The organism is Variovorax sp. 01T439_2, from assembly GCF_056398445.1.
Window position 1 is genome coordinate 1 of the sequence record NZ_JBFTPJ010000049.1, and the last position, 12,538, is coordinate 12,538.

Here is a 12,538-nt window from a genome sequence, read left to right on the forward strand (position 1 = left end):
CGACAAGGCCAAGAAGCTCATCAAGTTCCTGCAGGACGAACTGGGCGTCAAGAAGATCCGTTTCCCCAACACCTCGGGCATCGGCGTCAAGCCCGTGTCGAAGGAAGGCACCGAGCGCCTCGTGCGCAAGGCGCTGCAGTACGCGGTGGACAATGACAAGCCCAGCGTCACGATCGTGCACAAGGGCAACATCATGAAGTTCACCGAAGGTGGCTTCCGTGACTGGGCCTATGCCCTGGCGGCCAAGGAGTTCGGCGCCGAACTGATCGACGGCGGCCCCTGGATGAAGTTCAAGAACCCCAGGACGGGCAAGGAAATCACCGTCAAGGACAGCATCGCCGACGCATTCCTGCAGCAGATCCTCCTGCGCCCCGCCGAATACAGCGTGATCGCCACGCTCAACCTGAACGGCGACTACGTGTCCGACGCGCTGGCAGCCCAGGTGGGCGGCATCGGCATTGCCCCGGGCGCGAACCTGAGCGACACCGTCGCCATGTTCGAAGCCACCCACGGCACGGCTCCCAAGTACGCCGGCAAGGACTACGTGAACCCCGGTTCCGAAATCCTCTCGGCCGAGATGATGCTGCGCCACATGGGCTGGACCGAGGCGGCCGACCTGATCATCAGCTCGATGGAAAAGTCGATTGCCAGCAAGAAGGTCACCTATGACTTCGCCCGCCTGATGGACGGCGCCACGCAAGTGAGCTGCTCGGGCTTCGGCCAGGTCATGATCGACCACATGTAATTGCGCGAGCAGCGGCGCTCCGGCGCCGCGCGGCCCAAGCCCTCGAGACCGCCCGGTCTCGAGGGCTTTTCTTCATCCGGCACGGCACGGCGGGCCAGGTTGAGAAATGGCACACCTTGCGCCAAATACCCATTTTTTTCCGGCCGGGTGCCGCGTAATATTTATGCTGCGGCGCAGGCGGAAGGCAGATTTTTTTGCATCCTCTGTGGTGTCGTGCACGACGCAAGCCCCTTGATTTGTCGAATACGCGCCACCAAGTCTTCTTGCGCCGGCACGGTGCTTGCACGCTCTATAGAATCTTTTTTATGGCAACGAGAATTCCCAAGACTCCCAGCACTCCGCCGGCCCAGAAACCGGCCGGGGACGACGGAGATTCGGTCGTTCTGGAGCGGCGGCCGCAGAAAACCGCGCCGCCCCAGATGTACCAGGTCGTCATGCTGAACGACGACTACACGCCCATGGAGTTCGTGATCGTCGTGCTGCAGGAATATTTCAACAAGGATCGCGAAACCGCGACCCAGATCATGCTCAAGATCCACCTCGATGGCCGCGGCGTTTGTGGGGTCTATTCCCGCGACCTGGCGGCCACCAAGGTCAATCAGGTGATGGAGGCCGCGCACCAGGCCGGGCATCCGCTGCAATGCGTCAGCGAACCCATTGCGTGAACCAGTTGAATTGCGCGCGCTCAAACCCATCTGAGAATTTATTTACAGCAAGGCAAAAGGAAATCACATGATTGCCCAGGAACTGGAAGTCAGCTTGCACATGGCCTTCGTCGAGGCCAGGCAGCAGCGCCACGAGTTCATCACCGTGGAGCATCTGTTGCTCGCTTTGCTGGACAACCCGAGCGCCGCAGAGGTCCTGCGCGCCTGCTCGGCCAACGTCGACGACCTGCGGGCGTCGCTCACCAACTTCATCAAGGACAACACGCCCCAGGTGGCGGGTACCGACGATGTAGACACCCAGCCGACGCTGGGTTTCCAGCGCGTGATCCAGCGCGCCATCATGCATGTGCAGTCCACCGGCAACGGCAAGAAGGAAGTCACCGGCGCCAACGTGCTGGTCGCGATCTTCGGCGAGAAGGACTCGCACGCGGTGTACTACCTCCACCAGCAGGGCGTGACCCGCCTGGACGTGGTGAACTTCATTGCCCACGGCATCAAGAAGAGCGATCCGCCCGAGGCCGTCAAGGGCAGCAGCGAATCGCCTTCGGGCGAGGGCGAAGAGGGAGGCGCCGAAAAGAACGAGAAGGCTTCGCCGCTCGAGCAGTTCACGCAGAACCTCAACCAGCTTGCCAAGGACGGCAAGATCGATCCGCTGATCGGCCGCGAATACGAGGTCGAGCGCGTCATCCAGATCCTGTGCCGCCGGCGCAAGAACAACCCGCTGCTGGTGGGTGAGGCCGGCGTGGGCAAGACCGCCATCGCCGAGGGCCTGGCCTGGCGCATCACGCAGACCGACGTGCCCGAGATCCTCGCCGAGGCGCAGGTCTACTCGCTCGACATGGGCGCGCTMYTGGCCGGCACCAAGTACCGCGGCGAYTTCGARMAGCGCCTGAAGGGCGTGCTCAAGTCGCTCAAGGACAAGCCGAACGCGATCCTGTTCATCGACGAGATCCACACGCTGATCGGTGCGGGCGCGGCCTCGGGCGGCACGCTCGACGCCTCGAACCTGCTGAAGCCGGCGCTCTCGAGCGGCCAGCTCAAGTGCATCGGCGCCACCACCTTCAGCGAATACCGCGGCATCTTCGAGAAGGACGCGGCCCTGTCGCGCCGTTTCCAGAAGGTCGACGTGGTCGAGCCGACGGTGCAGGAAACCGTCGACATCCTGAAGGGCCTGAAGTCGCGCTTCGAAGAGCACCATGGCGTCAAGTACGCGGTGGCGGCCCTGCAGGCTGCGGCCGAACTGAGCGCCAAGTACATCAACGACCGCCACCTGCCCGACAAGGCCATCGACGTGATCGACGAGGCCGGCGCTGCCCAGCGCATCCTGCCGGCCAACAAGCGCAAGAAGACCATCAGCAAGACCGAGGTCGAGGACATCGTCGCGAAGATCGCGCGCATTCCCCCGGCCAACGTCAGCAACGACGACCGCGGCAAGCTGCAGACCATCGAGCGCGACCTCAAGAGCGTGGTGTTCGGCCAGGACAAGGCGCTCGAGGTGCTGGCTTCCGCCGTCAAGATGGCGCGCTCGGGCCTCGGCCGCGAGGACAAGCCGATCGGCTCGTTCCTGTTCAGCGGCCCCACAGGCGTCGGCAAGACCGAGGCGGCCAAGCAGCTGGCCTACATCATGGGCATCGAGCTCATCCGCTTCGACATGTCCGAATACATGGAGCGCCATGCGGTGAGCCGGCTGATCGGCGCGCCTCCGGGCTACGTCGGATTCGACCAGGGCGGCCTGCTGACCGAAGCCATCACGAAGAAGCCGCACGCGGTGCTGCTGCTCGACGAAATCGAGAAGGCGCATCCGGACATCTTCAACGTGCTGCTGCAGGTCATGGACCACGGCACCCTGACGGACAACAACGGACGCAAGGCCGACTTCCGCAACGTGATCATCGTGATGACCACCAACGCGGGTGCCGAGACCATGAACAAGGCGACCATCGGCTTCACCAACCCGCGCCAGGCGGGCGACGAGATGACCGACATCAAGCGCCTGTTCACGCCGGAGTTCCGCAACCGCCTGGACGCGATCGTGAGCTTCAAGGCGCTGGACGAGCAGATCATCCTGCGCGTGGTCGACAAGTTCCTGCTGCAGCTGGAAACGCAGCTGGCCGAGAAGAAGGTCGACGTCACGTTCAGCGACGGGCTGCGCAAGCACCTGGCGAAGAAGGGCTTCGATCCGCTGATGGGCGCCCGCCCGATGCAGCGCCTGATCCAGGACACGATCCGCCGTGCACTGGCCGACGAGCTGCTGTTCGGACGCCTGATCGATGGCGGCCGCCTGTCGGTCGACATCGACGACAAGGGCGAAGTGCAGTTGGACATCCAGCCGCTGCCGAAGAAGGAAGGCAAGTCCAAGCCGGAAGCCGAAGAAGCCGCTGCCGGATAAGGCGGACCGGCAAGGCCGGTTCCGCGCTGTCCCTGGCAGTACCCAAAAGGCCGGTAGCATTCGCTGCCGGCTTTTTTTTGGCCGGAATCTATTCGTACGCAGTCTTACTTTGATCCTCCCCGAGCTCAGTCAGGAATGGAAAACCGGCCTCTCTCTGGCCTGGAGCGGCTATATCGCCGTGCTGTCGGTCTGGATCGTGATGCAGAAGCGTGCGCCGGTGTCCACCATGAGCTGGATCCTGTCGCTCGCGCTGCTGCCGTTCGCGGGCTTCGTCATCTATTACTTCCTCGGGCCGCAGCGCCTGCGCAAGCAGCGCGTCAAGCGCCTGCGCAGCCGGGCCAGCGCGCACACGCAGGCCGACCTGGCGCGCGTGCGCGACGCGGCGCAGAACGCGCCGCCGGCGCTGCAGCAGATGGCGCGGCTGGGCACCGCGGCCTGCGGGCTGCCGGTGTCCAGCGCGACGGGCGTGGCGCTGCTCTCGGGCGGCGCGCGCACCTTCGACGCCATCTTCGACGCGGTGCGCGCGGCGCGCGACCACGTTCACCTCGAGTACTACATCTTCGAGCCCGACAGGATCGGCACCGCGCTGCGCGACCTGCTGGTGGAGCGCGCACGGCAGGGCGTGTCGGTGCGCCTGCTGCTCGACGCGCTGGGCTCCAAGCGCATCGGCCGCAAGTTCATGGCGCCGCTGCATGCCGCGGGCGTGCAGGTTGCGCTCTTCCACGACACGCGCATCGGCCGCCGCCTGCGCCCGGTGACCAACTACCGCACCCACCGCAAGATCGTGGTGTGCGACGGCCGCGTGGGCTTTACCGGCGGCGTCAACATCACCGACGAGGAAGACAAGCGCACCCGGCCCGACGCCTACCATGACGTCCACCTGCGCATCGAGGGCAGCGCGGTACGCTGGCTGCAGACCACCTTCCTGGAGGACTGGACCTATGCCACCGGCGAAGACCTGCGCGACATCGACCACCTGATGGGCGCCATGCTGCCGCAGGTCGAGGCCGGCGACATTCCCGTGCAGATCGTGACCAGCGGCCCCGACAACATGCTGGAACCCATCCACCGCATGCACGTGGAGGCGATCCATTCGGCGAGCGAGCGGGCCTGGCTCACCACGCCGTACTTCGTGCCCGGCGAGCCCGCCATGATGGCGCTCACCAGCGCGGCGCTGCGCGGCGTGGATGTGCGCCTGCTGGTGCCGCGGCGCAGCGATTCGGCCATTGTGAGCGCGGCCGCGCGCTCCTACTTCGACGAGCTGATTGCGTCGGGAGTCAAGGTCTGGGAATACAAGGCGCGCATGCTGCATTCCAAGACCTTGGTGGTCGACGACCATTGCGCGATGATCGGTACCGCGAATTTCGACAACCGCAGCTTCAGGCTCAATTTCGAAGTGAGCGCGGTGGTCTACGGCCCCGAGCTGGCACGCCCCCTGGCCGCGCAGTTCGAGACCGACCTGCACAGCTCCGGCGCAGTGCGCGCCCACCGGCCGCAGAGTTTCTGGCGCCGCCTCGGCGACGCGCTTGCACGATTGTTTTCCCCCTTGCTCTGAATGAACCACACCTTTCTCTGGCACGACTACGAAACCTTCGGCGCCGTGCCGCGCCGCGACCGGCCATCGCAGTTCGCCGCCATCCGCACCGACGCCGAGCTCAACGAGATCGGCGAGCCGCTGATGATCTATTGCAAGCCGGCGCCCGACTACCTGCCCAGCCCCGAGGCCTGCCTGATCACCGGCATCACGCCGCAGCTCTGCCTGGAGCGCGGCATTCCCGAGCACGCCTTCGCCGCGCAGATCGAGAAGGCCTTCTCGCAGCCCGGCACCATCGGCGTGGGCTACAACACCATCCGCTTCGACGACGAGGTCACGCGCTTCCTGTTCTGGCGCAACCTGATCGACCCGTACGCCCGCGAATGGCAGAACGACTGCGGCCGCTGGGACCTGCTGGACGTGGTGCGCCTGACCTACGCGCTGCGGCCCGACGGCATCGAGTGGCCGAAGAAGGAAGACGGCAAGCCCAGCTTCAAGCTCGAGGACCTGGCGCGCGCCAACGGCCTGCTGCACGAGTCCGCGCACGATGCGCTGTCCGACGTGCGCGCCACCATCGCGCTGGCGCGGCTCATTCGCGAGCGCCAGCCCAAGCTCTTCGAATTCGCCTTCGGCCTGCACAAGAAGGACCGCGTCGCCAGCGAGCTCGGCCTGCCGGCCATGCGCGAGACGGCGCGGCCTTTCCTGCACGTGTCGGGCATGTTCCCGGTCGAGCGCGGCYGCCTCGGCGTGATGTGGCCGCTCGCGAGCCATCCGACCAACAAGAACGAACTGATCGCCTGGGACCTGGCCCACGACCCCAGCGAGCTGCGCGACCTCGACGTCGAGACCCTGCGCCTGCGCCTGTTCACGCGCACCGCCGACCTGCCCGAAGGCGTGGTCCGCCTGCCGGTCAAGGGCATCCACCTCAACAAGTCGCCGATGGTGGTCGGCAACCTGCGCACGCTGGCGCCCGCCATGGCCGAGCGCTGGAACGTCGACCTTGACGCGGCGCTGCGCCACGCGGCCATCGCGCGCGACCTGCCCGACATGAGCGCCATCTGGTCGCAGGTGTACGCGCGGCCCAAGGAGGCGGTGCCCGATGTCGATGAAGACCTCTACGGCGGCTTCGTCGGCAACGGCGACCGGCGCCGCCTGAACCAGCTGCGCGCGCTGTCGCCCGAGGAGCTCGCCAAGGATCGCACCGGTTTCGACGACGGGCGGCTCGAGGAAATCCTCTTTCGCTACCGCGCGCGCAACTGGCCCGAGCTGCTCAGCTCGGAAGAGGCCGAACGCTGGGAGGCGCTGCGCGCCGCGCGGCTCTTCAAGGGCGAGGGCGGGGCGCGCACCATCGAGATGCTGTTCAGCGAAGTCGATGCGCTGTCCGAAACCGCGGACGAGCGGGGCGAAGAGATCCTGGGCGCACTCTACGAGTACGCCGAGGCCATCGCGCCCGAAGCCTGAGGCGCTAGGACTTGCGGCTCATCCAGCTGGTGGACTGCGCGCGCCCCGGCAGGTGCAGCGCGGCCGTCGCGGCCGGCGTTTCCGCCAGCAGGCGCCCCTTGCGGAACACCTTGAGCCGCGTCGCGCGCAGCCGGATCGCTTCGACCGGGTCGCGCGCCTGCAGCAGCACGAAGCTCGCGTCGCAGCCCGCCTCGAGGCCGTAGCCTTCGAGGTGCATCACGCGCGCGGCGTTCGTGGTCACCGCGTCGAAGCACTGGCGGATGCCGGCCTGGCTGGTCATCTGCGCCACGTGCAGGCCCATGTGCGCTACTTCGAGCATGTCGCCCGATCCCATGCCGTACCACGGGTCCATCACGCAGTCGTGGCCGAAGGCGACGTTCACGCCGGCGGCCATCAGCTCGGGCACGCGCGTCATGCCGCGGCGCTTGGGATAGCTGTCGTGGCGGCCCTGCAGCGTGATGTTGATGAGCGGGTTGGAAACCACGCTGACGCCGCTCTGCGCGATCAGCGGCAGCAGCTTGCTCGCGTAGTAGTTGTCCATCGAATGCATCGAGGTGCAGTGCGAGCCGGTCACGCGGCCCTGCATGCCGAGGCGCCAGGTCTCGGCCGACAGGGTTTCGATGTGGCGCGAGAGCGGATCGTCCGACTCGTCGCAGTGCATGTCGACCAGCTTGCCGCGCTCGGCCGCCAGCTCCATCAGCAGCTTCACGCTGGCGGCGCCATCGGCCATGGTGCGCTCGAAATGCGGAATGCCGCCGACCACGTCCACGCCCTTGTCGAGCGCGCGCTTCAGGTTGTCGACGCCGCCTGCCGAGCGCAGCACGCCATCCTGCGGAAAGGCCACGAGCTGCAGGTCGAGGTACGGCGCGACCTTGCGCTTGACCTCGAGCAGCGCATCGACCGCGAGCAGGCTCGGGTCGCTCGTGTCCACATGCGAGCGCACGGCCAGCAGGCCCTTGGCCACCGCCCAGTCGCAATACGCCAGCGCACGCTCGATGAGTGCGTCGGCCGTGAGCAGCGGCTTGAGTTCGCCCCACAGCGCAATGCCTTCGAGCAAGGTGCCGCTCTGGTTGATGCGCGGAAGGCCATAGCTCAGCGTGGCATCCATGTGGAAGTGCGGATCGACGAAATGCGGCGCAACCAGCAGGCCCTGGGCATCGAGCTTGTCGAGCGCCGGCGCGTCGAGCCCGGCGGTGACTTCGGCAATGCGGCCGCCCTGCACGGCAATCGACATGCCCGAGCGGCCGTCGGGGAGGGTGGCGTTGATGACGAGGAGGTCGAGCATCGTGAGGGTCTCCGGAAGCGGGTGCGGGGATTTTCGTTTGCGCGGGCGGTGCTGCGCGGGTGGTCGTGAAGGAAATTCGTTCAGCGCGTGCGCTGCGCCCGATACCGGTACTGCCCCGGCGCCGGCCCCGCCTCGATGGTCACGCGGCGCAGCTTGTCGTCGTGGCCGGAGGCGGCGCGCGCCGTCACCACGATGCCGCGCGGCGTGGCGCGGCAGCCGAGGTCGGTCAGGGCGATTTCCGCGTGGTCGTTGTCCAGTTCGGAGATGGCTGCGGTGTGTGCGGCGTTCAGGCGGCCGTTGGCATCGCGCGCCATCCACTGCACGTAGAGAAAGGACTGCGCGTCCTGGCTGGCATGGATCACCCGGTACGTGCCCTGGTGGTCCTTGCCCCAGGCGCCGCACAGCTGAACCCAGCTGACCGCATCGGGTGTCTTGAAGCCGTCGTAGCCGTGGTCGCTGCCCAGCGCGTGCGCGCCGGCGGCGCACAGCGACAGCGCGGCCGCGAGCAAGGTTGCAGCGCCTGTCTTCGCCATGATCAACGCTCCCCCTTGCGATAGGGCTTCATCAGCGCCTGCGGATAGCTGGCCTTGCGCGCCACCAGCACCAGCGCGAGGATCGAGAGCAGGTACGGCAGCATCAGGTAGATGTGGTAGGGCAGCACGGCATCGCCCGATTGTTGCAGCCGCAGCTGCAGCGCATCGAAGAACGCGAACAGCAGCGCGCCGAGCAGGGCCTTGCCCGGCCGCCAAGAGGCGAACACCACCAGCGCCACGCAGATCCAGCCGCGGCCGTTCACCATGTTGAAGAAGAAGGCGTTGAAGGCCGAGAGCGTGAGGAAGGCGCCGGCCACGCCCATCAGCGCCGAGCCCGCCACAATGGCGCCGGTGCGCGTGGCCGCGACCGACACGCCCTGGCTCTCGGCGGCCTGCGGGTTCTCGCCCACCATGCGCACGGCGAGCCCGAGCGGCGTGCGGTACAGCACCCAGGCGATCGCCGGCACCAGCAGCAGCGCGAACAGCGTGAGCGCGGTCTGCGCATTGAGGATGGGCACCGGCAGCCACTCCATCGGCGCGAAGGGCGCGATGGTCGGCGGCGTGTTCACCTTCGGAAAGCTCACGCGGTAGCCGAAGTAGCTGAGCGCCGTGGCCAGCAGCGTGATGCCCAGCCCCGAGACGTGCTGCGACAGCGCCAGGCCCACCGTGAGAAAGGCATGCAGCAGCCCGAACACCATGCCCGTGAGCGCGGCGACGCCCACTCCGGCCCAGAGCGGCGCGCCCGCATACACCGCGAGCCAGCCGGTGAAGGCGCCCGCGACCATGATTCCCTCGATGCCGAGGTTGAGCACGCCCGCGCGCTCGCACAGCAGCACGCCCAGCGTGCCGAGGATCAGCGGCGTGGCGATGCGCAGCACCGCGACCCAGAACGCCGGATTGGTCAGGATGTCGAGCAGGTCTGTCATCTGGTGTTTCTCCCTCCCCTTCCGGGGGAGGGTGGGGGTGGGGGCACGCGGCGCTCGATGTGGGCGCCGATGCCCCCATCCCAGCCTTCCCCCGGCGGGGGAAGGAGCAAATGCGCAGGCGCCAACTCGGTCATTTCATCCGCACCCGGTATTGCGTGAGCAGCGTCGCCACCAGCACCGCGACAAGCGAGGCCGCGACGATCACGTCGGCGATGTAGGTCGGCACGCCCACGGCGCGGCTCATGGTGTCGGCGCCGACCAGCACGCCGGCCACGAACACGCCCGCGGCGATCACGCCCAGCGGATGCAGCCCCGCGAGCATCGCGATCACGATGCCCGTGTAGCCGTAGCCCGGCGACATGTCGAGCGTGACATAGCTGGTGCGTCCCGCCACTTCGATGGCACCCGCAAGGCCCGCCAGCGCACCCGAGAGCAGCGCCACCGTCACCACCGTGCGCGTGACCGGCACGCCGGCGAAGGCGGCGGCGCGCGCATTGGCGCCCACCGCGCGGATGTCGAAGCCCAGCACCGTGTACTTGAAGATCGCCCACACCATCACCGCGAGCGACACGGCCCAGACGAGTCCGGTGTGCACGCGGGTCTGCGCAACGAGCTTGCCGAGTTCGAGCTCGGCCTGCAGCGACACGCTCTGCGGCCAGCCCATGGCGCTCGGGTCCTTCATCGGCCCGTCGAGCAGCGCCGACACGCCGAGCAGCACGATGAAGTTGATCAGCAGCGTGGTCACCACCTCGTCGACGCCGAGCCTGTTCTTCATGAGCGCCGGGCCGAGCAGCAGCAGGGCGCCCGCCGCGGCGGCGGCCAGCATCATCAGCGGGAACAGCAGCCAGGGCGGCAGCTCGAAACCCGTGCCGCCATGCATGCCGCCCACGGCCACGGCGGCGAGGGCACCCGCGAACAGCTGACCCTCGGCGCCGATGTTGAAAAGCCGCGCCTTGAAGGCGACGGTCGCGGCCAAGCCGGTGAGGATCAGTGGAATGGCGCGCGTCAGCGTTTCGCTCCACGCGAACACCGAGCCGAAGCCGCCCTGCAGCAGCAATGCGTAGGTGCGGCCGACCGGCGCACCGGCCCAGAGCACGAGCAGCGCGCTCACCACCATGGTGAAGGCCACTGCGCCGATGGGTGCCAGCACCAGCGCGGCGCGCGAGCTTTGGTGGCGCCGTTCGAGCCGCATCATGGCGTAGTCCCTGCGCGCTGCTGCTGCTGCTGCTGCGCCGCCGCGCCGGCCATCGCCAGCCCGATGGCTTCGCGCGTCCAAGCCGCGGCCGGGCGCGCTTCGCCGAGGTGGCCGCCGTGCATCACGGCCACGCGATCGCCGAGCGCGAGCACCTCGTCGAGGTCGTCGGAAATCACCAGCACCGCCGCACCCGCATCGCGCGCGGCAATGAGTTGCTGCTGCACATAGGCGACGGCGCCGATGTCCAGGCCCCAGGTCGGCTGGTGCGCAACGATCAGGCGCGGCGCACGCGTCGGGTATTTCCTGTTGTCCGGGTCTTCTTCGTCCTGCTCGGGCGCCAGCAGCGCGCGCCCGAGGATCAGCTTCTGCATGTTGCCGCCCGAAAGCGAACGGGCCGGCGCCATCAGCCCCGCGCCGCGCACGTCGAACGCCTTTTCGATGCGCCCTGCATGCAGCCGCGCGGCCGCACGCCGCACGAACCACGACCAGCGCGAGAAGACGGGGCTGCGCAGCCGTTCCGACACCGCGTTCTCCCACACCGGCAGGTCGCCGACCACGCCGACCGCGTGCCGGTCCTCGGGAATGCGCGCGACGCCGCGCTGCACCAGCCGTGCGGGCGAGGGCGGCAGCGCGCGGCCCATCAGCAGGGCCGTGCCCGAGGTGGCGCGGCGCGTGCCGCACAGCAGTTCGGCCAGCGCCACCTGGCCGTTGCCCGAGACGCCCGCGATGGCGGTGATTTCGCCGGCGCGCAGCGTGAGCGACACCTCGCGCAGCCGGTTCTGCGCCTGGTCCTTGTCCGACGCGGTGCTCACATGGTCGAGCACGCAGACCGCGTCGCCCACCGACCTGGCGGGCCGGCGCTGCGGCGCCTCCACGGCATGCCCGACCATCCACAGCGCGAGCTGCGCCTGCGTGGTTTCGGCGGTGCGCGCCTCGGCCACCAGCTTGCCGCCGCGCAGCACCGCGATGCGCTGCGACACGCGCAGCACCTCGCCCAGCTTGTGGCTGATGAAGATCACCGACAGGCCCTGCGCCACCATCTGCGCGAGCGTGGCGAACAGCGCTTCGCTTTCCTGCGGCGTGAGCACGGCGGTCGGCTCGTCGAGGATCAGGATGCGCGCGCCGCGGTACAGCGCCTTCAGGATCTCGACGCGCTGCCGTTCGCCGACCGAGAGGCTGCCGATCTTCGCGTCGGGCTGCACCGGCAGGCCGAAGCGCCGTGCCACCTCGAGCAGCTTCGCGCGTGCGGCCGCCCGGCGCGAGACCGGGCGCCAGAGCGGTTCGGTGCCCATCATCACGTTGTCGAGCACGCTGAGGTTGTCGGCCAGCGTGAAGTGCTGGTGCACCATGCCCACGCCCGCGGCCAGCGCCGCCTTGGGATTGCCCGGCGGCAGCGGCGCGCCGAAGACTTCGATGCCGCCTTCGTCCGCGACGTAGTGGCCGAACAGGATGGACATGAGCGTCGACTTGCCCGCGCCGTTCTCGCCCAGCAGCGCGAGCACTTCGCCCGCGTGCAGGTCGAGGGAGATGGCGTCGTTCGCGACGAGGGTGCCGAAGCGCTTGGTGATGCGCTGGAGGCGCAGGACGGTCGTGCTGTTCATGAAGGTCTTGCTCCTTCCCCTTCCGGGGGAAGGCCGGGATGGGGGCGGGCAGCGCCCGCAGCGCCATGGTGATCGATCGAAGGCCGCGTGCCCCCACCCCAACCCGCCCCCGGAAGGGGAGGGAGAAAAGGCAGGATCATTTCCATGCAGCCAGGAACGCCAGCATCACCTTGGCCGAGTTGTCGGCCGCAATGCCCATGAAGG

10 protein-coding genes are annotated in these 12,538 nt (G+C 67.9%); 5 read left to right on the forward strand and 5 right to left on the reverse strand.

Features of this window, described 5'->3' with window-relative positions; translation table 11 throughout:
* The 5 genes from AC1DOC_RS04165 to sbcB form a co-directional block, all read left to right on the forward strand.
* The coding region (locus AC1DOC_RS04165) for an isocitrate/isopropylmalate family dehydrogenase (protein ID WP_478129437.1) at positions 1 to 745 on the forward strand (745 nt) is incomplete at its 5' end.
* 305 nt (positions 746 to 1,050) lie between these two features.
* Positions 1,051 to 1,410: an ATP-dependent Clp protease adapter ClpS gene (gene clpS / locus AC1DOC_RS04170; RefSeq protein ID WP_012747757.1), complete on the forward strand. Its 360-nt coding sequence runs from the start codon at positions 1,051 to 1,053 to the stop codon at positions 1,408 to 1,410.
* Positions 1,411 to 1,477: 67 nt separating this feature from the next.
* Positions 1,478 to 3,799 carry an ATP-dependent Clp protease ATP-binding subunit ClpA gene (clpA, locus tag AC1DOC_RS04175; protein ID WP_478129438.1) on the forward strand — a complete coding sequence of 774 codons (2,322 nt, stop codon included), beginning with the start codon at positions 1,478 to 1,480 and terminating at the stop codon, positions 3,797 to 3,799.
* 109 nt (positions 3,800 to 3,908) lie between these two features.
* On the forward strand, positions 3,909 to 5,354 hold the full coding sequence (gene cls / locus AC1DOC_RS04180; RefSeq protein WP_018904992.1) for a cardiolipin synthase: 1,446 nt from the start codon (positions 3,909 to 3,911) through the stop codon (positions 5,352 to 5,354).
* Entirely contained in the window at positions 5,355 to 6,794 is a 1,440-nt protein-coding gene (gene sbcB / locus AC1DOC_RS04185) for an exodeoxyribonuclease I (RefSeq protein ID WP_478129439.1), read from the forward strand. It begins immediately after the preceding gene.
* A 4-nt stretch (positions 6,795 to 6,798) separates the two neighbouring features.
* On the opposite strand, the gene AC1DOC_RS04190 is transcribed toward sbcB, so the two are convergent.
* From AC1DOC_RS04190 to AC1DOC_RS04210, 5 genes are all read right to left on the reverse strand, one after another.
* On the reverse strand, positions 6,799 to 8,079 hold the full coding sequence (locus AC1DOC_RS04190) for an amidohydrolase family protein (protein ID WP_012747761.1): 1,281 nt from the start codon (positions 8,077 to 8,079) through the stop codon (positions 6,799 to 6,801).
* An 80-nt stretch (positions 8,080 to 8,159) separates the two neighbouring features.
* Positions 8,160 to 8,612 (reverse strand): hypothetical protein, encoded by a 453-nt coding sequence (locus AC1DOC_RS04195; RefSeq protein WP_012747762.1) that lies wholly within the window; start codon positions 8,610 to 8,612, stop codon positions 8,160 to 8,162.
* Between the two features lie 2 nt (positions 8,613 to 8,614).
* The gene (locus AC1DOC_RS04200) at positions 8,615 to 9,538 is read right to left on the reverse strand and encodes an ABC transporter permease (RefSeq protein WP_012747763.1); all 924 of its coding nucleotides are present in this window, start codon (positions 9,536 to 9,538) and stop codon (positions 8,615 to 8,617) included.
* 130 nt (positions 9,539 to 9,668) lie between these two features.
* Positions 9,669 to 10,730 (reverse strand): ABC transporter permease, encoded by a 1,062-nt coding sequence (locus AC1DOC_RS04205; RefSeq protein ID WP_196230445.1) that lies wholly within the window; start codon positions 10,728 to 10,730, stop codon positions 9,669 to 9,671.
* Positions 10,730 to 12,334, reverse strand: coding sequence for an ABC transporter ATP-binding protein (locus tag AC1DOC_RS04210; RefSeq protein ID WP_012747765.1), 1,605 nt, complete (start codon positions 12,332 to 12,334; stop codon positions 10,730 to 10,732). Before AC1DOC_RS04210 ends, AC1DOC_RS04205 begins: the two co-directional genes overlap by 1 nt.
* Positions 12,335 to 12,538: the final 204 nt, after the last annotated feature.

Bases quoted from the DNA above. Each gene is read 5' to 3' on its own strand.
- clpS (WP_012747757.1), top strand. From the start codon at position 1,051: ATGGCAACGAGAATTCCCAAGACTCCCAGCACTCCGCCGGCCCAGAAA.
- AC1DOC_RS04190 (WP_012747761.1), bottom strand. From the start codon at position 8,079: ATGCTCGACCTCCTCGTCATCAACGCCACCCTCCCCGACGGCCGCTCG.
- AC1DOC_RS04195 (WP_012747762.1), bottom strand. From the start codon at position 8,612: ATGGCGAAGACAGGCGCTGCAACCTTGCTCGCGGCCGCGCTGTCGCTG.
- AC1DOC_RS04200 (WP_012747763.1), bottom strand. From the start codon at position 9,538: ATGACAGACCTGCTCGACATCCTGACCAATCCGGCGTTCTGGGTCGCG.
- AC1DOC_RS04205 (WP_196230445.1), bottom strand. From the start codon at position 10,730: ATGCGGCTCGAACGGCGCCACCAAAGCTCGCGCGCCGCGCTGGTGCTG.
- AC1DOC_RS04210 (WP_012747765.1), bottom strand. From the start codon at position 12,334: ATGAACAGCACGACCGTCCTGCGCCTCCAGCGCATCACCAAGCGCTTC.